Raw genomic sequence first — 23,396 nt, forward strand, 5'->3', positions numbered from 1 at the left:
GGCTATGCACATTCGGTATTTGTCCTTGCGGGACTTCCGCTCCTGGCCGGGGTTGGAAGTCGAGTTCACGCCTGGAATTACCGTATTTACCGGTCAAAATGGCTACGGCAAGACCAATATCGTCGAGGCCGTTGGGTATCTCTCCACGCTCGGTTCGCATCGAGTTTCTATGGATGCTCCGCTGGTTCGTTCGGGGACCCCGTCGGCACGCATTTCGGCGACGGCGGTCAATGATGGCCGCGAGCTGACTGCGCATCTGCTCATTAATCCGCATCGCGCGAATCAGGCGCAGATTAATCGCACGAGGCTGAAGTCCCCGCGGGAGCTGCTGGGGATCGTCAAGTCGGTCTTTTTCTCGCCCGAGGATCTCACGCTGGTTAAGGGCGAGCCCGCTTCCCGCCGCCGCTACATCGACGATTTGCTCGCTTTACGACGGCCACTGTCCGCCGGTATCCGCATTCAATATGACAAGATTTTGCGTCAGAAGAATGCGCTGCTGAAGTCGGCGGGCTCGACGCTGCGCCGTGGCTATTCTTCTTCGGAGGGGCAGGCCGCACTGAGCACGCTGGATACCTGGGATGCGCAATTGGCGCAGGTGGGAGCGGCGTTAATGGCTGCGCGCATGGATTTGATTGCCGAGCTTTCCGAACATGTCAGCGAGGCCTATGCCACGCTTGCCCCGCACTCGCGCCCAGCCACGATTGCCTATGCGCCGAAGGTCGACAGCCTGGATGGCGGGCCATTGCCCAGCGAACCGGAGCTGCTGGAGGCATTGCTGCTGACGAAGATGGCGGAGCGCCGCACCGCGGAGATTGAGCGCGGTTCCTGTCTCGTTGGTCCGCATCGCGATGATCTCGACCTCATTCTCGGCAATGACCCCGCCAAGGGCTTTGCTAGCCACGGCGAGACCTGGTCTTTTGCACTCGCGCTACGTCTCGGCGCGTACTTTTTGCTCCGTGCCGATGGTCCCGACCCGGTTTTGGTGCTTGACGACGTGTTTGCGGAGCTTGACCGGCATCGTCGGGAAGCTCTCATGGAAATCGCGCAGCAGGCTGAGCAGGTGTTAATCACCTCGGCGGTGGGAGAGGAGTTACCTCAGGCATTGGTCGAGGATTCTTCGGTGACTCATCACACGGTGACGGTGGCACAGACTGAGCAGGGGCGAATCTCGCTTCTGGATGAAAAACCAGTCGCGGAAGAGTGACGGGTATGGTCGAGAACATGGAGTCGGATAACTCACCGGAAGAGGAAAACGACCTGATCAGCGACGCTTTCTTCCGCATGCGCGATGCCGCTAAAGAGGGCGGTCACAAGTTACCGAATCTCCAGCGGCCACCGAAGAAGAAGGGCTCGTGGTCTGGCCTCGATAGCCGTGTGCCTGTGAAGGCCGCGAAGGGGATTGTTGCGGACGTCGATAAGCAGCGGGCAGCGCAAGCAGTGGTGCGAGATCGTGCCGGTACGGTAATTTCGCCGAGCCTGTTGAAGGAGGCGGGGATTCGGCTGTACCGGAAATATGACCGTCGACCTGCGCCGATTGGTGCGGTGCTGAATAAGGCAGTAGTTGATCGCGGTTGGCAGATCCATATTGCCCACGGTGTGATCATGACGGAGTGGGATTCGATGGTCGGCAAAGTTGTCGCGGAACACTCCGAGGTCAAGGAGTTCAAGGACGGCACTTTGGTGGTCGAGTGCCAATCGACAGCATGGGCAACACAGCTGCGGCTAGCACAGCGACAGGTTTTGAAGTCCATCGCGGAACGCGTCGGGGATGGGGTGGTTGAAGAAATTAAGGTGCTGGGGCCGAAAGCGCCGAATTGGCGCAAGGGCAAATTGCACATCGAGGGCCGAGGACCGCGTGATACTTACGGGTAAAGGTCGGTAAACGGTCTACGAATAGGCATCGGTATGCGTAAAACTGCGAAATTTGGTCCTTTGAGCGCATCGGCTATATCCACAGTAGGGGACTACGTTGGGGTAAGATGGGCAGGAGAATACCGGCAGGCGGTTCTTGAGACGTTATCGGCATCCAAACTAGCCAGACCTATCTAGTAGTCCTATGTAGTTCTGGCTGGCGCCGATAGCGCTTGACCGCCGGCCTATTTTTCGCGCGCTGACGAATGTTGCGCGGGGAGAGAACCAAGAATAGGAGACGCGCCGAATCGTGGCTGCTACCGAACATCAATATGACGCCTCATCGATTACCATCCTCGAGGGCCTCGAGGCCGTGCGTAAGCGGCCGGGTATGTACATTGGCTCGACTGGTGAGCGTGGCTTGCACCACCTGGTGTGGGAGGTTGTAGACAACTCCGTCGACGAGGCGATGGCGGGTTATGCCACCGATGTTGAGGTCACTCTGCTGGAAGACGGCGGCGTTCAGGTCCGCGATAACGGCCGTGGTATTCCTGTCGAAATGCACCCGTCGGGCATGCCGACGGTGCAGGTGGTTATGACTCAGTTGCACGCCGGCGGCAAGTTTGACTCCGAGTCCTACGCTGTTTCCGGTGGTCTGCACGGTGTGGGTATTTCGGTGGTTAACGCGCTGTCGACGCGTATGGAAACCGAGGTCATCCGCGATGGCTACACCTGGTACCAGAACTTCGACCAGGCAGTTCCGGAAGAAATTGTCCGCGGTAAAAAGACTCGTGGTTCGGGTACCACGCAGCGTTTCTGGCCGGACCCGGAGATTTTTGAGACCACCGATTTCAAGTTCGACACCATTTCTCGCCGCCTGCGCGAGATGGCGTTTTTGAACAAGGGTCTGACCATCACGTTGGTGGACAAGCGTGTCTCCGAGGAGGAGCTCGAGGCTGAGGCTCTGGCGGAGCAGGCGGAGACCGAATCCGCTGAGATCGCCAAGGATGCGGCTGAAGAGCAGAAGGAGCAGGCAGAGAAGACCACCAAGCCGAAGGAGCGCCGCAAGGTCTTCCACTACCCGAATGGTCTGCGGGATTATGTCGAGACTTTGAACAAGTCGAAGAACATCATCCACCCGACCATCATTTCCTTCGATGCTGCAGGTGATGGCCACGAGGTCGAGATTGCCATGCAGTGGAACTCGGGTTACTCCGAGTCGGTGCACACCTTCGCCAACACCATTAACACCATTGAGGGTGGCACGCACGAAGAGGGCTTCCGTTCTGCGTTGACATCGCTGATGAACCGCTATGCGCGTGAGCACCGACTGTTGAAGGAGAAGGAAAACAACCTCTCTGGTGAGGACTGTCGTGAAGGCCTCGCTGCCGTGATTTCGGTGAAGGTCGCCGATCCACAGTTCGAGGGCCAGACAAAGACGAAGCTGGGTAACACCGAGGTGCGTTCTTTCGTCCAGCGCATGACCAATGAGCACATCGGTCACTGGCTGGAGGCCAATCCGGCTGAGGCTAAGGCCATTGTTAACAAGGCCATTGCTTCGGCGCATGCCCGTCAGGCGGCTCGTAAGGCCCGCGACCTGGTGCGTCGTAAGTCCGCGACCGATCTTGGCGGTCTTCCGGGTAAGTTGGCGGACTGCCGTTCGAAGGACCCGAAGCAGTCCGAGCTGTTCATCGTGGAGGGTGACTCCGCAGGTGGTTCTGCAAAGGCAGGCCGAAACTCGCTGTTCCAGGCCATTTTGCCGCTGCGCGGTAAGATTTTGAACGTCGAGAAGGCGCGCCTGGATAAGACGCTGAAGAATAACGAGGTCCAGGCCATTATTACGGCGCTGGGCACCGGTATTCACGACGAGTTCGATATCGAAAAGCTGCGCTACCACAAGATTGTGCTGATGGCCGATGCCGACGTCGATGGTCAGCACATTGCCACGCTGCTACTGACGCTGCTGTTCCGCCTGATGCGTCCGCTGATTGATGAAGGGCACGTCTACCTCGCTCAGCCACCGCTGTACAAGCTCAAGTGGGCCAAGGGCGAGCCGGGCTACGCCTACTCAGATGCTGAGCGCGATCAGCTGCTGGAAGAGGGGCTGGCCGCCAACCGCAAGATCAACAAGGACGATGGTGTCCAGCGCTACAAGGGTCTCGGTGAGATGAACGCCGCCGAGCTGTGGGATACCACCATGGATCCGGATCACCGCGTGCTGCGTAAGGTCGCCCTCGAGGATGCACAGAAGGCCGATGAACTGTTCACCATTCTGATGGGCGATGACGTCGCTTCACGACGTTCGTTCATTACCCGTAATGCGAAGGACGTTCGCTTCCTCGACGTCTAAGCCGATACCTAGTCTAGTTATCGGCTTGTCGGTTCCCCTGACAAAACCTCAGTTCAGCCATTAATGTTTATGAAATGGAAGATACTCGAGGAAGCATGGTCAACGGGGAACCGCCAGTCGAGCCACGTATTGTGCAGGAGACATTGCCCGATGGCTCCGTGACCCCGATGGCGCTTCGGACTCCCGAAGGTACGCCTCGGGGCATCGTCGTTATTTGGCCGGGCTTTGGCATGGGGGCTCGCTATTACCGGCCGATTGCCCAAGAGTTGCAGCGCCGAGGTTTTTGCGTCCTGACCTCGGAGCTGCGCGGCCAGGGTAACCAGACTGCGGTGGCCACCCGTGGCCACAACTGGGGCTACCAGGATCTTGCCTCGGTGGATTACCCGTTGGCCGAGGCGCGTGCGCGTAAAGAGTTTGACCACCTCGCGGTGGGGGAGGCCACAGGGGAGAAGCTACCCGTTTATTTACTGTGTCATTCCATGGGCGGTCAGATTGCCTCGCTGTATCTGGCCCGACCGGAAGCGGACGTGGCTGGTGTTGTGATGGTTGGCTCCGGTACCCCGCACTACAAGTGTTTTACTGGCAACGAGTACAAGCGGCTTCGCTACGGCGCACCGTTTATGCAGGTAGTGTCCCAGATTCTGGGTTATTGGCCAGCGGGCAGGTTTGATGTGGCCGGCTACGGCCGACAGGCCCGTAACCATGTGGTGGAGTGGGCGCGATTCTCGCGCACGGGTCTCCTGCGACCGCGCGGTGCGGACATCGACTATGCCGCTGAGATGCCTAAGGTGACCACCCCGGCGCTGCTGCTGAACTGTGGCGGTGACCGTGACTGCCCGGCGGAGTCGGCGCAGGCATTGGCGCGGATGTTGCCGAATTCGGCGAAGTACGAGTTCATTGAGCAGCGCCTGGGACATAACCGATGGGCGCGTGAGCCGCAGGCTGTGGTTGACCGCTTCGAGCGGTTCATTGAGGAAATTTAAACCGCAATTTTCCAACCTGTAATCTGCGCTTCTTAACGTAGATACTTATGGCAACATCACCTAAAAAAATATCTGAATTTTCCCGTCGGCACTTCCTGCAGACCGCCGCAGGAGTCGGTGCCGTCACCGCTGCGAGCACGCTGCTGCCACCATCACTGCGCCACGCGCTCGCGCAGCCCCGACCGGCTGGCTCTCTTGATCAAATTGAGCACGTAGTCGTGTTGATGCAGGAAAACCGCTCTTTTGATCACTACTTCGGCACGCTCCGAGGTGTGCGAGGGTACAAAGACAACTCCGCTTTACCGGGTGTCTTCAACCAGAGTGGGGTCAGTCCATATCTAATCCGCAACGCCGCTAACCGCGGTGATCTCTCGGTGGAGTACATCGCAAGTCTGCCGCACGGTTGGGAAGACGGGCAGGTTGCACTAAACGGCGGCCGCTGTAACGGCTGGATCGAGGCCAAGGGTAAGGGCACGATGGCCTGCTATGACCGCCAGGACATTGCGTTCCAATTCGCTCTCGCAGAGACGTTCACCATCTGCGATGGTTACTTTTCCTCGATGCCTACGTCGACAAGCCCGAACCGCAACTACCTGTTTTCGGGTGACACCCGAAAGGAACCGTGGGGGACTGGAGCGGTTGGCAATGCGGCGTACGAGCCGACGCACCCGGGGTATAAGTGGCGCACTTATGCCGAGGAGCTCACGGAGGCAGGGGTGCCGTGGCGCGTCTACCAGGAGTGGGATAACTACACGGACAACAATTTGGATTTCTTCGCCGCGTTTCGAAATATTGGCCGCAAGGTCATCCGTGAGGCCGGGCTGCCTGGTCTCGACATGACGGGTTTCCACGAGAAACTGCTGGAACTGGGCGATGGCACGCCGCCAACTACAGAGCAACAGGAGATGGTCAATCGCCTGAATGCCGCTGTGGAGAAGCTGCCTGACGCGGAACGGGATCTCTATGATCGCGCGCTGCACCGCCGCCAGCCGGGCACGCTAGCCGACGCTTTCCGACGGGATGTTGAATCCGGGAAGCTGCCAAAGGTGTCCTGGATTGTGCCTTCGGCCGCGGAAAGTGAGCATCCGGGAGCGTCCTCGCCAATTCAGTCGGCGAATATCACCTATCGTCTGTTGGATGCGTTGGCCTCCAATCCGGAAGTGTGGGCCAAGACAGTTTTCCTGATTAACTTTGACGAGTTTGATGGTTACTTCGACCATGTGGTGCCGCCGCTGCCGCCGAAGAATGAGCCGGGGGAGTGGTACCTGGGCAAGCCGAAGGGGCTCGGTTTCCGCGTCCCGATGACTGTCATTTCACCATGGTCGGTGGGTGGTCTGGTTTCTTCGGAGGTCTTCGATCACACTTCGGTGATTCGCTTTCTGGAGCAGGTCACTGGCGTGAACTGTGGAAACATCACTGATTGGCGTCGTCGAGTCTGTGGTGATTTGGTATCCACGCTGGACTTCTCGGCATCGGCGGGAATGCAGCTTCCAGAGCAGCCGGGGCCAGCACCGGAGTTTGTGAAGCGCTGGGAGGCGGAGCCGGCCGGTGACTATCCAGTGCAGGAGTCCGAGCAGGCGACCGCGCTGCCAACACCGTACCGGCTTCACGCCTACCTTAAAGACGGCAACCTTGTGCTGGTCAACGACGGTTCCCGTGAGGCTGTTTTCGCTGTTTACAGTGGTAACAAGGTAGAGCACCACACCGTGCTCGGCACATTAGAGCTGCGAATTGGACTTCTAGACCGCGAACTTACCGTGTGCGGCCCGGACCGCTTCCTGCGTGTGTTCAGCAAGACGGCGAAGGAGTTGCCGGAGGTCACTTTGGAGCACGTGTCGGGACGTGTTCTCGTCGGCGGGCAGGACCGAACGGCTGATTATGTCCGTGATGGCTGGTACGAGGTCGAGCTGACTGAAGGTGAGGCCACGGCGTATTACACGGGTCGACTGGAGTCCGGTAATCGCATTCCGACGAGCCCGTTCACCCGGAAAATCGACTAGGCCGCGTCTTTGGCTAAATGCCGCTTTTGACCAGTTTCCATGTCTCTGTGAATGACACTTCTTCGCCATTAGTGGTGAGGAGTATGTGCGCAAGTAGTGCGCCCAGCGCGGTGTTTCCGAAACTCAGTGGTTTCACGTGAAACGTTGCGTAAGCGACCGCTTGTGCAGCCGCAGAAACCGTGGGAAAGCTGCGGTGACCAGCAATGACACCTGAGCTGGCGGCAGCAATGGCGCTGATTGCCCATGGTCGCACAAGTGTAGCGTCAGCCAATTCCGGCACTTTGGCCGCCAGTTCGTCGGTAGCCGCCAGGATTGCGGCCTCGCTGAGAGGCTGAACTTGGGGCGCACTCATTCCTCTGCTCCCCGGGGGCTCGGGGAGCTCAACTTTCGCAGCAGCGCCATGTCGGTATCAGTCACACTTGCGGTGATTTCCCTGGCCTGGCCTTGTTGAAGGGCTCTCGCGGCGGCGGATTCAATGGCGCGAATGACGGCCTCGTGTTTGGATACGCCCCCCATTTGCGCCAGCAGCGCCAGGGCGGTGTCCTGTTCTTTCGTGAGCCTTAAGGTCATCGCCATCGTGCACTTGCTCCTTGCTACCTAGCCGCGCTTCCTAACTGCGCTGGTTTGTTTCCGCTATCAGGCTTGAAAATCAAGTATTTGATACCACAATGGTATCGAAAAGTTGCGCACGGCGTCGTAAAGCGGGTTCTAAAGCCTTGTAGAATGGATGCGAACCTCTTTTAAGTAAAGGAAGCAGTCATTGAGCGACGATAACAACAACGACGGCTCATCCTTCGGAAGTGGAGTATTGGGCCACCAGGTTCGCCCGATCGACATCAATGAAGAGATGCAGTCGAGCTATATCGACTACGCCATGAGCGTGATTGTTGGCCGTGCGCTGCCGGAGATTCGTGATGGTCTCAAGCCGGTGCACCGCCGCATTCTCTACGCCATGTTCGACAACGGCTACCGCCCGGAGCGCGGTTATGTGAAGTCCGCTAAGCCGGTTTCGGACACGATGGGTAACTACCACCCGCACGGTGACAGCGCTATTTACGACACCATGGTGCGTATGGCGCAGCCGTGGTCCATGCGCTATCCGCTTGTCGACGGTCAGGGTAACTTCGGCTCCCGCGGTGACGACGGCCCCGCAGCTATGCGTTACACCGAGGCCCGTCTGACGCCGTTGGCCATGGAAATGGTGCGCGACATTCGCGAAAACACTGTCGATTTCCAGCCGAACTACGATGGTCGTACGACAGAGCCGGTTATTCTGCCGTCGCGTGTCCCGCAGCTGTTGATGAACGGTTCCGGCGGTATTGCCGTCGGTATGGCTACTAACATCCCACCGCACAACCTTCGTGAGGTCGCGGATGCCATTAACTGGTGCCTGGACAACCCGGAGGCGGATGAAAAGACCACGCTGGATGCGGTCATGGAGCGCATCAAGGGTCCGGATTTCCCAACTGCCGCCCAAATCGTCGGCGATAAGGGCATCAAGGAGGCCTACACCACCGGTCGCGGTTCGATCCGCATGCGCGGTGTGACCTCGATTGAGCAGGAGGGCACTCGTCAGTCGATTGTCATCACTGAGCTGCCGTACCAGGTCAACCCGGACCGCATGATTGCCAACATTGCAGATCAGGTCAAGGACGGGCGTCTGCAGGGCATTGCCTCGATTGATGACGAATCCGATCTGAAGTGGGGCATGCGCATCGTCGTCAAGCTCAAGCGCGACGCCGTACCGCGTGTGGTGCTGAACAACCTGTACAAGCACTCCCAGCTGCAGACCAGCTTCGGCGCGAACATGCTCGCCATCGTTGACGGTGTGCCGCGTACGCTGCGTATTGACCAGATGGTGACGCTGTACGTCGCCCACCAGATTGAGGTCATTGTTCGACGGACCCAGTTCCGCCTGGACGAGAAGGAAAAGCGTGCCCATATCCTGCGCGGCCTGGTCAAGGCCCTGGATATGTTGGACGAGGTCATCGCCCTGATTCGCCGGTCTGCCACGGTCGATACCGCGCGTACGGGCCTGATGGGTCTGCTCGACATCGACGAGATTCAGGCTGACGCCATCCTGGCGATGCAGCTGCGTCGCCTGGCTGCCCTGGAGCGCCAGAAGATTATTGACGAGTTGGCTGAGATCGAGCTCGAGATCGCCGACCTGAAGGACATCCTGGCCAACCCGGAGCGCCAGCGCGCCATTGTCAAGGAAGAACTGACCGAGGTAGTGGAGAAGTACGGCGATGATCGTCGTACCCAGATCGTGGCCGCCGAGGGCGACGTCACCGAAGAGGACCTCATCGCCCGCGAAAACGTGGTTGTGACCATTACCTCCACGGGCTACGCTAAGCGCACCAAAGTCGACGCCTACAAGGCTCAGCGCCGTGGCGGCAAGGGCGTGCGCGGTGCTGACCTGAAGCAGGACGACATTGTCCGCCACTTCTTCGTCTGCTCCACGCACGACTGGATTCTGTTCTTCACCAACAAGGGGCGCGTCTACCGCCTCAAGGCCTACGAACTGCCGGAGGCCACTCGCGCTGCCCGCGGCCAGCATGTCGCCAATCTGCTGGAGTTCCAGCCGGAGGAGCGTATCGCCGAGGTGCTGCAGATTCAGAGCTACCAGGACAGCCCGTACCTGGTGCTGGCCACCAGCGAGGGCAAGGTCAAGAAGTCTCGCCTGGAGGACTACGAGTCCGCTCGTTCCGCTGGCCTAATTGCCATCAACCTGCGCGAAGGCGACTCCCTCATCGGTGCTCGTCTGTGCTCTTCGGACGATGACCTGCTGCTCGTCTCCGAGCGCGGCCAGGCCATTCGCTTCACTGCCTCCGACGACGCACTGCGCCCGATGGGGCGCGCCACTGCTGGTGTTCAGGGTATGCGCTTCAAGGGCGACGACAAGCTGCTCAGCATGGTCGTGGTCGAGGAAGAGCACAACCTGCTGGTCGCCACGACTGGCGGCTTCGGCAAGAAGACCAAGCTCAGCGAGTACACCCCGCAGAACCGCGGTGGTATGGGCGTGCTGACGCTCAAGTACGACCCGAAGCGTGGACCGTTGATGGGCGCCCTGGTGGTCGACAACGACGACGAAATCTTCGCTGTCACCTCCGCCGGCGACATCATCCGCACCAACGTCAACGAGATTCGCGCCACCTCGCGTGCCACCAAGGGCGTGCGCCTGGTCAACCTCGCTGATGGCGTGGAACTGCTGGCTATCGACCGCAATGTTGAGGATGAGGGTGAGGAGACCGCTTCCAAGGTCTCTGAGGCCGGAACCCTGGACGTAGTCCCGAAGCGCACCGGCGCCACCAAGAGCACCGGCGCCGCCGAGTCCGGTGACTCGGAGGCGGAGAAGGAGTAAGCGCATGGCCGAAACTAACTTGGTAGTCGACAAGGTGAGTCCCTGGTCCGCCATGCGCATTACGGCGGCCACTGGCTTCATTGGCTTCCTCGTCTGGCTTGCCGCGGTTGGCCTGCTCTACCTCTTGCTCTCCGGGATGGGATTGCTCGCTCCGATTAGTGAAATGATTGGCGGGGAGGATTCCATCAGCGCGGGTCTTGTCCTTGGCCTGGCGGCCGCTGTAGGAGCGCTGTGGTGGGTGCTGTCGATTGGGTTCATGGCCCTCGGCGCGGTTATCTACAACGCGTGCGGCGGTCTCGTCGGAGGTCTCAAGATTTCGCTTGCCGACGACAGCTAGGCTGCCTAGTCTCCCGCTGGCCCCGGTGTCACCCCCGTTCGGTAGCTCCGGGGCCGCGTTGGTTCAGAGGTATTTTCAGTGACCTGGTTATGAAGTAGCCATAATGACTACTTAATGACTGCTTTTTAACTCAATATTTAGGCCTCTGAACAGGCGATTTGTGAAGTGTGATGGTTACGGGTTAAGTTATATCTCGTTCCACGGGGCCTATAGCTCAGGCGGTTAGAGCACTTCGCTGATAACGAAGGGGTCGGAGGTTCAAGTCCTCCTAGGCCCACTGCCGAACAAGGTATAATTGCTCGGTGTACGGGGCTTTAGCTCAATTGGTAGAGCACCTGCTTTGCAAGCAGGAGGTCAGGGGTTCGATTCCCCTAAGCTCCACAAGGAACAAAATCCCCCGGTCGTAAGACCGGGGGATTTTTTGCGTTTTGGGAATGTAGAAGGGGAGGGGTGAGTAAGGGGTAAGTAAAGAAAAGTGCGTCTTTCCCCCGGGGGAGGGGGGAGAGAATTTTTCCCGGGTGTTCGTCCGGTGGCGTCGTGGTTATTTGACCCAGCCTTTGGCGACTTACCCCAATGCGAGTTACTGACTGCGTTTATGTCAAAAATGGCCCGAAAAATGGCCTGAAAGTGTCATAAACTCGCACAGTTTCACATTTGCAGCCCGTCTTTTGAAGTTGTCAGGTTTGCTGCTTAACCAAAAACGCCCGACCGTCGGCGCATCTACTGCACAGAACGATCGGGCGTGAAAAGGTTTATGGCTATCTAGCCCCAGCCGCCTATTTACTTCTTGCGAGCCTGACCCGGCTTCGGAGCCGGCTTGGAAGAGATCTTCTTAGCGTCCTCAGCGTTCTTCTTCTCGGTCTTGACCTCGTCGACCTTGATTTGAGCCTGCTTGGAAGCCTCTGCGGCCTTCTCCTCAGTGGTCTCCTTGGCCTCAGCTGCCTTGCCCTTGGCCTCGTCGGCCTTGTCAGCTGCCTTGCCCTTTACCTCTTCAGCCTTTTCCTTAGCCTCAGAAGCCTTTTCTTCAACGGTCTCCTTGACCTCTGCGGCCTTCTCTTCGACCTTGTGCTTAACTTCCTGGGCCTTCTGCTGGTACGGAGCTGGGTCAACCGGGAGCTTGTCGTCCTTGCGCAGCTTCCAGACAATGACACCGACGATTGCTGCAACAACAGCGAAGACCAGGGAAGCGGTTGCAATGCGGCCGTTCTTGGCGCGCTGCTCTTCCTTGCCGGTCACCTTGTCGATAGCCTTCTGGGTACGGACTTCGAGATCCTTGCGAGCCTTCTTGGCCTTCTTTTCAGCCTTCTTAGCCTCGCAGCGAGCCTTGCAACGGGTCTTCTTGCCCTTGCGCTTAGCGTCCTTCTCGGCCTGCTTCGCAGCCTTCTTCGCCTGCTTCTTGGTCTCCTTGGACTTCTTCTGAACCTTGCCGGTCAGTTCTTCAGCCTGCTCAGCGAGCTGATCGCGAGCGTCGGAAACCTTTTCCTTAACGTCTTCTGCCCAATCGGATGCTGCGTCCTTTGCAGCCTCGTTCTGTGCAGCTGCCACCTTCTTAGCCTCCTGCATCGTGTCGTAGAGCTCTGCAGCCTTCTTGTCCCGGTAATCGGAGTAGCTGTCGTAAGCGGACTTCAGTCCCTTGACAGCCAGCGAGATTGCGTTGGGGTTCATGACTCTCCTTAATTAGTGCATCGCCAACAGGCTTCGCCTTTTATTTTCAATCAATGATTAATACTGCTGCGGCGCCAGTGCCTCTGAGACCAAGATGCTTCTAAGTCCAAGAGCTAGGGCCCAGTTAGGCCTAGCGTCGAAATACTTGCAGCAGGCTCACATTCCAGCTTAGGCACTATTTGCTCTTCATGGGGGTCAACGAAGAACTCTTTTCCTTATCTTGAAAAACATTTTCGCAGGTTTCTGCCAAGGAGAAACTCACCAGTAAGAGCAATTGGCCACCAAGGTCGGTATCCTAAGGAACGTGACTATTAAGACTGCTACTGCAACTGTGCACACCAACCATGGCGATATCGTGATTGACCTGTTCGGCAACCACGCGCCGAACACTGTCGACAACTTCATCGGCCTGGCAGAGGGCACGAAGGAGTACAAGGGTCAGAACGCCTCTGGCACCGAGTCCGGCCCGTTCTACGATGAGGCCATTTTCCACCGCATCATCGCCGGATTCATGATTCAGGGTGGTGACCCGCTGGGCACCGGTACCGGCGGCCCGGGCTACATGTTCGACGATGAGATCCACCCGGAGCTCCAGTTCGATCGTCCGTACCTGCTCGCTATGGCAAACGCCGGCAAGCGTGGCGGCCGCGGCACCAACGGTTCCCAGTTCTTCATCACCGTGGTTCCGACCCCGCACCTCAATGGCGCTCACACCATCTTCGGTGAGGTCGTTGATGACGCCTCGAAGAAGGTCGTCGACGAGATCGCTCGTGTGGCTACCGATCACTGGGATCGCCCGCTGGAGCCGGTCGTGATTACCTCCATCGACATCGAGAAGTAATCCGCTAGCTTCTATGCTCTTTAACCCGTCCGGTTGTTCCGGGCGGGTTTTTTCATGCCTATTTTCGCTTTACGACGGCCCGTAACTTCAATGTTGTGTTTAGGGGTAGCGGGGGTAGTAGCAAATTGGGTTGATTCTCCACATATCCACAGCCCTGTGGGCAAAATACTCCACTGTTCACCTAGGTGAACATGGACCAAGAAGCACGTTACGGGTCCCAATTTTCACAAATTACAAGAATCCACAGTTGTCCACAGACTTGTGCACATGTGTGGATAATTCCATTCTTGTAATTTACGAACCAGCGTTCGAAAGTGGTCGAACTCCGCAGAATATTGGAATTACACACAAGTTGACTTGCAACTATGTTACTTGTTCACAGAATTATCCACAGGCTGTGGATACTGTGGACATAGGGGATAGAGCCAAAGTTGTCATGCTTTACGGTTTTTGTCACGTAACCCGTGAGAAATTTGGGACGAAATCTCTCCACAGTTATCCACAAATTACATGATTGTTACACAGGTTTCTGTGGATAACTTTTTTGCGCGATCAATAGGAGGGAAATCCCCATTCTCCGAAAAATGTGTGGGAAACGGGTGTATTGACGGGGGTGAATTGACCTGGGTTTTTAGGTATGAAAAAGGCGCATCCAAAAGTGGATGCGCCTGAGGAGTGCGGTGTATTAGAGCTGACTAACGCCAACCCATAGTCATCAGCAGACCAACAATGAAAAGACCAAAGCCGATGACGTAGTTCCATGCGTTCAAAGTCACCATGAACGGAATATGCGGACCCGCGATGTAGTTGACCAGCAGCCAGCCCAAACCAATCAGCATGAACCCGAACATCAGCACCTTGTACCACACCGGTGTCTGAGTGCTGTTGATCTTGACCGGGGTACGGCTGACGGAGGAGCCACCGGATTGTGGTGAATTAGTGCTTTCAATCTTTGCCTTAGGCATAGCGCTTTAAACTCCTTAGGTTGTGGTCAGCAGGTTGCGATCAGCGCGGTATCTACACTCCCGCGGTATATGCATAATTGTAAACTTTGCATCCGAACTTACCAGTGAAGTTCGCAGGCAGTAGAATTCCCAGTTATGCAGATTCTCGTCGTCGATAACTATGACAGCTTCGTATTCAATCTGGTCCAGTACATAGGCCAGCTCGGCGAAACGGTGACTGTCTGGCGCAATGATGATGCGCGTCTCCGCGATGTTGACGACGTCGTAAAGCAATTTGATGCAATCCTACTGTCGCCCGGTCCCGGTGAGCCGTCCAATGCTGGATGGACAGAGGACATTATTCGCGCGGTGAGCAGGCAGGACGATCCGACACCGGTGTTGGGTGTGTGCTTGGGTCATCAGGCGATTGGTGAGGTCTTTGGTGCGCAGGTCGTGCGTGCCGACGAGCTGTTGCACGGCAAGACTTCCCCGGTCACACACGACGGCACGGGTGTGCTGGCCGATGTGCCCAGTCCTTTTATTGCCACGCGCTACCACTCGTTGACGGTCGATCCGAAGACACTGCCGGAGGAACTCATTGCCACGGCATTCACCGATTCGGGCATGCTGATGGCGATGCGCCACCGCGACCTGCCGATTCACGGCGTGCAGTACCACCCGGAGTCGGTGCTCACCCAGTACGGGCACCGCATGCTCGTCAACTGGCTGCGCCTGGCCGGTGGCGAGTACTCCGAGGAACTCCTGGCGGAGTTGGAGGAACAGCAGGCCGTGTACCAGCGCGCCTTCTCAGATGTGCTGGCACACTAGCCGTTAGTTAGGCAGCAAATCCGGCAGCCTTAGGGGAGGTTCCGGCGCAGGCTCGTCCTCAGAACCCTCCGGAGCAACCCCAAGCCGGTAGACACGCAGGGTGACCTCGCCGTCCTTGTTAAGCTTAGACCCGGCCGACGGATTGGCCTTCTCCACGTGGTCGACCTTGGACAGATCCAGCGTGGTGACTTCCTCGGTGCGGATAGTTCCCTCGAATCCGGCATCGGCGAGTGCCTTCTCCGCATCACTGAGGGTCTGTCCCTCAACCCGTGGCATCTTAATTTGGTTACCACGCGAAACGTGCAGCTCAACCGTCGTACCGACAGTGAGCTCCGAGCCCTTCTGTGGAACCTCAATGACGGTTCCCTGCTTCTCAGCGGAGTCCACCTCTACCACTTCGACAACGAAACCAGCGGATTCGAGGGTCGTGCGGGCGGAATCCAAAGTCTGACCAGTGACATCCGGAACAGTCTTGGTCTCGATACCGGAGGAGACAGTCAAGGTTACGCGGGTTCCCTTCGATACCTGAGAACCGGCAGCTGGAGACTGCTCGATAACATTGCCGCGCGGAACGTCCTCATTCGGTTCCTCTTGCAGCTTTGGATTGACGACAAGCCCCGCCTCCTCGAGCAGGCGGCGAGCTTCCTCGGCCTGTTTGTCGCGCACATCCGGCACATTAGTCAACTCCGGGCCCGAAGATACGCGCAGCTTGATGCGAGATCCCTGCGGCAACCCCGATCCGACACCCGGTTCCGTGGCGATCACCGTGTCTCGGGGGACATCTGGGTTCGGCTCATCGACGCGGTTGACTACAAAACCAGCCTCCTCGAGAACCTGCGTTGCCTCATTGACATTTAGACCCTCGACCTGCGGAATGGCAACGGTCTCGACCTCGGTGGACGAGTTGAAGAGCTGGTAGGCGCCGTAGCCGACACCGCCGAGAGCCACCATTGCAGCAGCCACCAGCGCGACAGTCTTTCCTGCGCCGCCTTTCTTTTTCTCGGGCTCGTCAGTGTTAGCGATCTGAGCAGGGGCCTCCGACTGGTCCGCTGCTTCCTTCGGTTCAGGAGCGGGAGCAGGGACAGGGGCCGGAGTTGCCTGCTGTGCAGGGGTCACCCGAGTCTCAGCATCCGACGGAGCTGCCGGAAGGAATTCGGTGGTCTTCGCGTCGTCGTCATGCGCGCCGTGGTGCGCCAGCGCCAACGGATCCTCGCCGCGTGCAAGACGACGCAAATCCTGGGCGAAGTCCTCTGCGGTGTCGTAGCGCTCCATCGGATCCTTGGCCATCGCGGTCAACAGCACCGCGTCGAGGCCCTGAGCCGTGTTCGGGTCGGTGTTGAGCTTCCCCGAAGGGCGCGGCGGCTGATCCTGAACATGCTGGTAAGCGACAGAAAGAGGGGTTTCACCGGTGAATGGCGGGGCGCCCGTGACAGCCTCGAAAAGTACGCAACCGACAGCGTAAATATCAGAACGTGCATCGGCGGTCTTACCGCGCGCCTGCTCCGGCGAAAGGTACTGCGCGGTACCCAGCACGGCCGCAGTCTGCGTCATCGTGGTGGAATCACCGAGCGCGCGAGCGATGCCGAAGTCCATCACCTTCACCTTGCCGGTGTTGGTCAGCATGATGTTCGCCGGCTTGATGTCACGGTGAATGATGCCGGCATGGTGGGATGCCGTCAGTGCGTCACACACCGATGCCATTATCGACGTGGCTTTCTTCGGGTCGAGCCGCCCCTCACGACGAACAAGGTCACGCAGCGTCTCACCCTGAATCAGCTCCATGACAATGAAAGGCACACGCCCCATCGGGCTATCCGTCTCGCCGGTGTCGTACACCGACACGATAGACGGGTGATTCAGTAGTGCTGAGTTTTTCGCTTCACGACGGAACCTTGCGAGGAAGTTCTCATCCCTGGCAAGGTCGGCCCTCATCATCTTGACCGCGACAGAGCGACCGAGAACAGTATCTTCAGCTCGGTAAACATCGGACATGCCGCCAACGCCAATGAGCTCGCCGAGCCGATAACGGCCGGAGAGGAGATCGTCATTGCCAGACATTGTTCGTCAGTCCCTTCGGAAGGATTTCCACCAAAACATCTTGTACCTGAATATTACTGTGCATCTGGAGTCCCCAAGGTATTACCGGACCCATTTTCCGGGGGCAGTTGAATACCGGGCAGACCACCGCCAGTGGAGTCGTCGCTATTGTCGTTGCCCGAATCCTGAGTCGGTTCGGAGGTATCCGGGGCGGTCTCGCTGGTGTCCTGTTCAGTGGAGCTGTCAGAAGCACCATCATTGTTGCCACCGTAGTTTTCACCAGAGTTGTCGCCGTAGCTGCCACCGTCGTTATTTCCCCAGTTACCGGAATTGTCGTCCGACCAACCGGAACCGGAACCGTTGCTGGAGTCAGAGTTTTCTTCTGTGGTTTGCTGCTGTGACTGGTTCGGAATGTACTGCTCCAAGTTTGGAATGGTTGGCAGTGAACCGGTTGTCGACAGCGAATAGACAACAGCGATAGCACCGGCCAGTAACACTAGCAGTACCAACAGCACAATGCTGCCGCAGCCACAACCGCAGCCGCTGCGCTTCTTTGCCGGCTTTCGCTGCCGAGTGGGTTGCTGCGGTGGCCGCTGTGGCTGCTGCTGTGGTTGCGACACCGGCATGGGCGGTCGCGTCATGGCACCGAGTTCGGTGGTCGCCGGGTTGGCAGCGTTGGATTGACGGTGCACCGTTGGGGTCACACCACGCGGCTGCGGTGGGCGGTGCCCCGCGCGCACTCGCAAAACAGCCTGTGCCAGCTCGCGGCCATCGGCATAGCGACGCTGCGGATCCTTGCGCAGCATAATGCCGATAAGTTCGCGGATATGCGGATTGACCGTCGGCGCCAACGCAGGCGGTGCCTCGTTGATGTGTGCCACGGCAACCGCGACGGTGGAGTCGCCCTGGAAGGGGCGGGCGCCGGCCACCATTTCGTAGGCGACACAGCCAAGCGAGTAAATGTCAGTCGCCGGACTCACCTGTTTGCCCTGCGCCTGCTCCGGTGAGACATACTGCGCGGTACCGACGACCATGCCGGTACGCGTCAGAGGCACCGCTTCGGCGGCCTTGGCAATGCCAAAGTCGGTAATCTTCACGGTGCCCTCCGGCGTCACCAGCAGGTTGCCCGGCTTAATGTCGCGGTGGACAAGGTTCGCAGCGTGAATTGCCGACAGGCCGTGCGCAGTCTGCTCCAGCACGTCGAGCATCAGGTGCCCTGGCAGGGTGCGACGTCGCTGCAGCACCTGCGACAGAGATTCGCCACGGATGTACTCCATGACGATGTAACACGCGCCGTGGCTGCCGATATCGCCTTCCTCGTACGTGACAATCTTCACCACGTTTGGGCTGTTGACGCTGCGTGCAGCAGCGGCTTCGTTCTGGAAACGCTGCCGGAACTCGTAATTGTCCGAGTACTCCTGATTCAGAAGTTTGATCGCAACTAGTTCGCCGCTGGTGGCGTCGTCGGCAAGCCAGACGGTGGACATACCGCCACGGCCGAGCAGACGGCGGACGTGATATCGGTCGCCGACGATGTCTTGAACTTGGTGGGCATCCATGCTTATCAACCCGCCTGTTCGACCGCGTCAATGAGCGCACGGCCAATCGGGGCAGCAACGGAGGCGCCGGTAGCGCCCTGGCCTTGACCGCCACCGTTTTCCACGACGACGGCCACGGCGACATCGGAGTCCGGAGCGAAGGCGATGTACCAAACGTGCGGCGCGTACTCGCCGCGGACAGCACCGTGTTCCGCGGTACCGGTCTTGGAGGCGATACGCGAACCGTTACCGCCCGAATGTGACTCTGAACCGCGCATCAGCTCAGTTACGGTTTCTGCGATCTCCGGCGAAATCGCCTCGTCGGCTTCAATCGGCTTGAAGGACTTGATCTCGGAGAGGTCGGCACCGCGCACCGATTTGATGATCTGGGGTTCCATGCGCACGCCGCCGTTGGCAATCGTGGCGGCGATGATGGCGTTGTCCAGTGGTGTAAAGGACACGTCGCGCTGACCAATGGAGGTTTGCCCCAGCGAGGACTGATCCGGAATCTCACCGACGGTGGAGGGCTGAATCGGCAGGCCCGCGTCGTCGTGGGTCTCACCGATGCCGAATCGCTTGGCGACGTCCTTGAGCGCATCGGCCCCGTACTGCATACCGAGCTCCGCGAACGCCGTATTACAGGACTGTGCGAAAGCCTGGCGGAGAGTCGTAGTAGCCCCGCCACAGGTCGAGCCACCGTAGTTTTCCAACGTGGTGGTGGTATCCGGCAGCGTAATCTGCGGTGCGCCAGTGACCGAGGTGTCCGGGGAGGCGCCTTGCTCCAGTGCCGTGACCGTGGTCAACACCTTGAAAGTGGAACCCGGCGGCAGCGGACGCTGAGTGGCGTGGTTGAGCAGCGGTGCGCCCTCATTGTTATTGAGGGACTGCCAGGTACTCTCGTCGCCGGCCGCGATGTCATTCGGGTTGAACGACGGTGTGGAGGCCATCGCGAGAATTTCACCCGTCGATGGGCGAATGGCGACGGCGGAGCCGACGTAGCCGCGTTCAGCGAGTTGTTGGTACGCAGTCCGCTGAGCGTTCGGCAACAGCGTCAGCTCTGCGGAAGCCCCAGAAGGTTCCTTGCCCGTGACCATGTCGAGGGCGCGGGAAGTAAACAGCGAAGGGTCGCTGCCGTTCAAGATTCCGTTTTGAGAGCGTTCGATACCGGCGGAGCCGTAGATGTCCGACAGGTATCCGACCACCGTGGCATATGCCTCCGGGTCGGTGTCGTAGCTGCGGTCATAGAAGCCGTTCTCGCCCTTGACCGAGTGGGCCAGAATGTCGCCGTCAGTGGTGATCTGGCCGCGAGGTTTGGACTTTTCCTCCAGGAACTGGCGGCTATTCAGCGGATTGTGGGCGTACTTATCCTGCTGGAAGCCCTGGATGTAGGTCAGGTTCGCCAGTAGAAGAACGAAGAGCCCGAGTACGACAACAAAGATTTGGCGAATGGTCTTATTCATCTACTGGTTCACCCCCTGAGCTGCGTTGGCATTGTCGTTGAGGCCAGAAGGGGTGCTTGGAATGCCCCAGGGGCGGTTGGCCTCGTCAGAGACGCGCAGCACGATGGCCAACATGATGTAGCTGGCCAGCAGTGAGGAACCACCGGCTGACATGAACGGTGTAGTCAGACCGGTTAGTGGCATCAGCTTGGAAACACCGGCTGCAACCACGAACAGCTGAATGGCCATCGAGAATGCGATGCCGGCCGCCAGCAGCTTGCCGAAGGAATCACGTACCGCCAAGCTCGCCGAAATACCGCGCGAAATCAGAATCGCGAACAGCAGGATGATGGCACTCAGACCGGTAAAACCGAGCTCCTCGCCAAAGGCGGAGAGGATGAAGTCAGAGTGTGCCACCGGAATGTTCTGTGGGTAGCCCTGACCCAGACCGGTGCCACCGATGCCACCCCAGCTCATGCCGAACAGCCCCTGGGAGAGCTGGTAGCCACCCTCGTCGTAGGAACCCAACGGATCCAGGAAATGCGTGACTCGCGCCTGAATCTTGTCCGAAACCATGTAGACACCGACAACACCGATGGTCACCAGCCCCATGCCGATGATGAGCCAGGAACCACGACCGGTGGCAGCGTAGAGCATTGCCAGCACAGTGCCGAAGAGCACCAGCGCCGGACCAAAGTCATTCTGCAGAGCCATGATGACAGTAGCGATGCCCCAGATCAGCAGAATCGGGCCCAGATCGCGAACACGCGGGAAATCAATGCCCAGGAAACGCTTACCCGCCACATTGAACAGCGAGCGCTTATTCACCAGCAGCTGTGCGAAGAAGATCAGCAACATGACCTTGGCAAACTCACCAGGCTGCATGGAAAACGGGCCGATGGAAATCCAGATGCGGGCATCAGCATTAATCGACGACGGCCACACCAGCGGCAGCGCCAACAGAATCAAGCCGCCGAGACCCAGCAGATACGAGTACTGCGACAGTGAGTGATGGTTGCGCAGCAGGACGATCACACCGATAAACAGTGCGACACTGAGCACGGTCCACATGATCTGGTTGCGCACTAACGAGGTGTCATTGGCCAGGTCGAGGCGGTGAATCATCACCAACCCCAAGGCATTGAGAGTGGCTGCAACCGGCAGCATCACCTGATCGGCGTTGGGCGCCACAAAGGTCAGTGCGATATGCGCCACTGCAAAGATTACAAAGAATCCGCCAATGATGTAAAAGACATCGGCGGTCAGAGAGTTGCCCTGAGCCAGTTCCAGCGAAATAAGTGCCAAAAGCAACAATCCTGCCGACAGCAGCAGCAGGAGCATTTCCTTCATCCGAAGCTGTCGCTTCGCGGTAGTTTCACTCATTTTCGCACCTGCCTACAGTTGACTCCTGGCTTCGAACCCAGCTTTTCATCCTTCTTGTCGGCGGAAGTTGCGTCCTTGTCGTCGTCGGACACGGACAGACATACCGGCAGTGCCGACTCCGCCAAACGGCCAATCTGGTCGCTGACACCGTCGTAGGAATCAGCCGGCAGACCTTCCAGCGAATTGCGTGCCGCCGGCGAGAGATCTTCCGGCGTCATGATGTGGCAGTCGACCTTCTCCTTCGGCGTCCCGGCCGGAGGCAGCTGAACTTTGTTGTCATCGGTCAAACAGATGAACTGATGCGGCTCTTGCAGATCGAAGCCCAGCAAACTACCGGGCACGCCATGCATCAACTGCACCTGCCCGTCGACCACCGCGAGATGGTACATCGACTCCTTCTTCTGCCAGCCCCAAATACCAAGGCCGACCAAACCGGCCACCAGCACCAGCACCACAGAAACAACTAGCCACTTGCCCTTGGAAGCCTTCTTCTCCGGCGCCGAAGTCACTGCAATTTCCTGCGACTTCCGCGGGCGGAGTGCCGCCGCGCGACCCGCTGCCGTATTAGGGCGGGGGAGTTCCTCCTCCGCACTCTGCAGGGCACCGGCCAGGGCGGGCTCGTAAGGCGTGCGTGCCGACGAATCGACAACATCGGCAACCACCACGGTGATGTTGTCCGGACCACCGGACTTCAACGCGTAGTCAATGAGCTTGGTAGCGGCCTCGTCCGGAGTCCCCTCCGAGAGCACATCCTTGATGGTGTCCGCGGACACCGGATCGGACAGGCCATCCGAGCACAGCAGGTAGCGATCGCCCTCGTGGACATCGCGATAAGACAAAGTAGGCTCCACCGGGCGACCGGTGAGAGCCTTCAAAATCAGTGAGCGCTGAGGGTGAATTGCCGCCTCTTCTTCGGTGAGATTGCCCTCGTCCACCAGCGACTGCACATAAGTGTCATCCCGGGTAATGCGGATGAGCTCCCCGTCGCGCAGCAGATAGCCACGCGAGTCACCGACATGGCACATGCCCAGGCGGGTGCCGTCGAAAAGCAGAGCAGTCAGCGTAGTGCCCATGCCTTGCGTAGAGGGGTTCTGCTCAATTTCATCCGCAATGGAATTATTGCCCTCTATGCAGGCGCTGCGCAGGGACTCGAGCAAATCGGGGCCGGGCTGATCATTGTCCAGCCGAGAGACAGCCGCAATCATCAGCTGGGATGCGATTTCCCCGGCGGCGTGGCCACCCATGCCGTCGGCAAGCGCGAGCAGACGCGAACCCGCATAGGCGGAGTCCTCGTTGTTCTGTCGGATGAGGCCGCGGTCAGAGCGGGCCGTGTAATTCAGAGCAAGACTCATGGTTGCAACCTCAAAGTTGTACGGCCAATACGAAATTCCATACCCGAAGCCAGTCGTTCCGGCTGTTCCACGCGCTGACCATTGAGGAATGTGCCATTGCGGGAGTCCAAATCCTCCAGGTACCAGATGCCGTCGCGGTTGATGACGCGAGCGTGCTGGCCCGAGGCGAAATCATCGTTGAGGACGAAGGCATTCGACTCTGAACGGCCGATAGTGATGTCGCGTTGGTTGTTTAGGTTCATGCGCGAACCCGCCAGCGGCCCGGAGGTGACAAGGAGCTGATGTGGAGTCTGCGAGCGCTGGAAACGCTTGGCCGGAGCGCTGCTGGTTTGCCGAAGCGGGCGCAGCGGAGCCGAACCTATTGTTTCTGTACGCAGGGTGCGAAGCGTCATCCAAATGAAAAACCACAGGACGACCAGCACGCCGATGCGCGAAAGCAGAAAAACGATAGCTTCCACGTCCGAGGAACCTCCTTATATAGAGC

Annotated in this window: 19 protein-coding genes and 2 tRNA genes; 11 read left to right on the plus strand and 10 right to left on the minus strand. The window is 58.6% G+C overall.

Features of this window, described 5'->3' with window-relative positions; all coding sequences use genetic code 11:
* Nucleotides 1-4: 4 nt before the first annotated feature.
* The 5 genes from recF (at nt 5) to HMPREF2614_RS01650 (ending at nt 7,184) form a co-directional block, all read left to right on the plus strand.
* The gene (gene recF, locus HMPREF2614_RS01630) at nt 5-1,204 is read left to right on the plus strand and encodes a DNA replication/repair protein RecF (protein ID WP_070559930.1); all 1,200 of its coding nucleotides are present in this window, start codon (nt 5-7) and stop codon (nt 1,202-1,204) included.
* 5 nt (nt 1,205-1,209) lie between these two features.
* Complete coding sequence (locus tag HMPREF2614_RS01635) at nt 1,210-1,872, plus strand: DciA family protein (protein WP_038627100.1); 663 nt, start codon at nt 1,210-1,212, stop codon at nt 1,870-1,872.
* Between the two features lie 289 nt (nt 1,873-2,161).
* Nucleotides 2,162-4,201 carry a DNA topoisomerase (ATP-hydrolyzing) subunit B gene (gyrB, locus tag HMPREF2614_RS01640; RefSeq protein ID WP_038627102.1) on the plus strand — a complete coding sequence of 680 codons (2,040 nt, stop codon included), beginning with the start codon at nt 2,162-2,164 and terminating at the stop codon, nt 4,199-4,201.
* Between the two features lie 95 nt (nt 4,202-4,296).
* Nucleotides 4,297-5,184, plus strand: a complete 888-nt coding sequence (locus tag HMPREF2614_RS01645) for an alpha/beta fold hydrolase (protein WP_070559932.1) — start codon at nt 4,297-4,299, stop codon at nt 5,182-5,184.
* Between the two features lie 47 nt (nt 5,185-5,231).
* A complete protein-coding gene (locus HMPREF2614_RS01650; RefSeq protein ID WP_070559934.1) occupies nt 5,232-7,184 on the plus strand; it encodes an alkaline phosphatase family protein in 1,953 nt (650 codons plus the stop codon).
* A 13-nt stretch (nt 7,185-7,197) separates the two neighbouring features.
* On the opposite strand, the gene HMPREF2614_RS01655 is transcribed toward HMPREF2614_RS01650, so the two are convergent.
* On the minus strand, nt 7,198-7,536 hold the full coding sequence (locus HMPREF2614_RS01655) for a hypothetical protein (protein WP_070559936.1): 339 nt from the start codon (nt 7,534-7,536) through the stop codon (nt 7,198-7,200).
* Entirely contained in the window at nt 7,533-7,760 is a 228-nt protein-coding gene (locus tag HMPREF2614_RS01660; protein ID WP_070439209.1) for a CopG family transcriptional regulator, read from the minus strand. Before HMPREF2614_RS01660 ends, HMPREF2614_RS01655 begins: the two co-directional genes overlap by 4 nt.
* A 271-nt stretch (nt 7,761-8,031) precedes the next feature.
* Between HMPREF2614_RS01660 and gyrA the strand changes: the two genes are divergently transcribed.
* The 4 genes from gyrA (at nt 8,032) to HMPREF2614_RS01680 (ending at nt 11,266) form a co-directional block, all read left to right on the plus strand.
* Nucleotides 8,032-10,548 (plus strand): DNA gyrase subunit A, encoded by a 2,517-nt coding sequence (gene gyrA / locus HMPREF2614_RS01665; RefSeq protein ID WP_246815663.1) that lies wholly within the window; start codon nt 8,032-8,034, stop codon nt 10,546-10,548.
* A gap of 4 nt (nt 10,549-10,552) precedes the next feature.
* Nucleotides 10,553-10,885, plus strand: coding sequence for a DUF3566 domain-containing protein (locus HMPREF2614_RS01670; RefSeq protein ID WP_038627114.1), 333 nt, complete (start codon nt 10,553-10,555; stop codon nt 10,883-10,885).
* Between the two features lie 203 nt (nt 10,886-11,088).
* Nucleotides 11,089-11,162: transfer RNA gene (locus HMPREF2614_RS01675), tRNA-Ile, on the plus strand.
* 31 nt (nt 11,163-11,193) lie between these two features.
* A tRNA-Ala gene (locus HMPREF2614_RS01680) sits at nt 11,194-11,266 on the plus strand.
* 399 nt (nt 11,267-11,665) lie between these two features.
* Here the strand turns inward: HMPREF2614_RS01680 and HMPREF2614_RS01685 are convergent.
* Nucleotides 11,666-12,550: a hypothetical protein gene (locus HMPREF2614_RS01685; RefSeq protein WP_070559940.1), complete on the minus strand. Its 885-nt coding sequence runs from the start codon at nt 12,548-12,550 to the stop codon at nt 11,666-11,668.
* Between the two features lie 304 nt (nt 12,551-12,854).
* Between HMPREF2614_RS01685 and HMPREF2614_RS01690 the strand changes: the two genes are divergently transcribed.
* Complete coding sequence (locus HMPREF2614_RS01690) at nt 12,855-13,391, plus strand: peptidylprolyl isomerase (RefSeq protein WP_370547538.1); 537 nt, start codon at nt 12,855-12,857, stop codon at nt 13,389-13,391.
* A 695-nt stretch (nt 13,392-14,086) separates the two neighbouring features.
* On the opposite strand, the gene crgA is transcribed toward HMPREF2614_RS01690, so the two are convergent.
* On the minus strand, nt 14,087-14,356 hold the full coding sequence (gene crgA, locus HMPREF2614_RS01695) for a cell division protein CrgA (RefSeq protein WP_005511903.1): 270 nt from the start codon (nt 14,354-14,356) through the stop codon (nt 14,087-14,089).
* 135 nt (nt 14,357-14,491) lie between these two features.
* Here crgA and HMPREF2614_RS01700 point away from each other — a divergent pair, with 135 nt between their 5' ends.
* Entirely contained in the window at nt 14,492-15,163 is a 672-nt protein-coding gene (locus tag HMPREF2614_RS01700; protein WP_038627121.1) for an aminodeoxychorismate/anthranilate synthase component II, read from the plus strand.
* A gap of 3 nt (nt 15,164-15,166) precedes the next feature.
* Here HMPREF2614_RS01700 and pknB read toward each other — a convergent pair whose 3' ends face one another.
* From pknB to HMPREF2614_RS01730, 6 genes are read right to left on the minus strand one after another with little or no spacing between them, the layout of a single operon-like run.
* The gene (gene pknB, locus HMPREF2614_RS01705) at nt 15,167-17,221 is read right to left on the minus strand and encodes a Stk1 family PASTA domain-containing Ser/Thr kinase (RefSeq protein WP_049181928.1); all 2,055 of its coding nucleotides are present in this window, start codon (nt 17,219-17,221) and stop codon (nt 15,167-15,169) included.
* Nucleotides 17,222-17,274: 53 nt separating this feature from the next.
* Complete coding sequence (locus tag HMPREF2614_RS01710; protein WP_070559942.1) at nt 17,275-18,759, minus strand: serine/threonine-protein kinase; 1,485 nt, start codon at nt 18,757-18,759, stop codon at nt 17,275-17,277.
* Nucleotides 18,760-18,764: 5 nt separating this feature from the next.
* Nucleotides 18,765-20,198, minus strand: a complete 1,434-nt coding sequence (locus tag HMPREF2614_RS01715) for a penicillin-binding transpeptidase domain-containing protein (protein WP_070559944.1) — start codon at nt 20,196-20,198, stop codon at nt 18,765-18,767.
* Nucleotides 20,199-21,560, minus strand: a complete 1,362-nt coding sequence (locus HMPREF2614_RS01720; RefSeq protein ID WP_065422994.1) for an FtsW/RodA/SpoVE family cell cycle protein — start codon at nt 21,558-21,560, stop codon at nt 20,199-20,201.
* Nucleotides 21,557-22,912 carry a PP2C family protein-serine/threonine phosphatase gene (locus tag HMPREF2614_RS01725; RefSeq protein ID WP_038627130.1) on the minus strand — a complete coding sequence of 452 codons (1,356 nt, stop codon included), beginning with the start codon at nt 22,910-22,912 and terminating at the stop codon, nt 21,557-21,559. Before HMPREF2614_RS01725 ends, HMPREF2614_RS01720 begins: the two co-directional genes overlap by 4 nt.
* The gene (locus HMPREF2614_RS01730; RefSeq protein ID WP_038627132.1) at nt 22,909-23,370 is read right to left on the minus strand and encodes an FHA domain-containing protein FhaB/FipA; all 462 of its coding nucleotides are present in this window, start codon (nt 23,368-23,370) and stop codon (nt 22,909-22,911) included. Before HMPREF2614_RS01730 ends, HMPREF2614_RS01725 begins: the two co-directional genes overlap by 4 nt.
* Nucleotides 23,371-23,396 lie beyond the last annotated feature (26 nt).

The sequence above is a fragment of the Corynebacterium sp. HMSC074C11 genome (assembly GCF_001809455.1).
GTDB classification, from domain to species: domain Bacteria; phylum Actinomycetota; class Actinomycetes; order Mycobacteriales; family Mycobacteriaceae; genus Corynebacterium; species Corynebacterium amycolatum.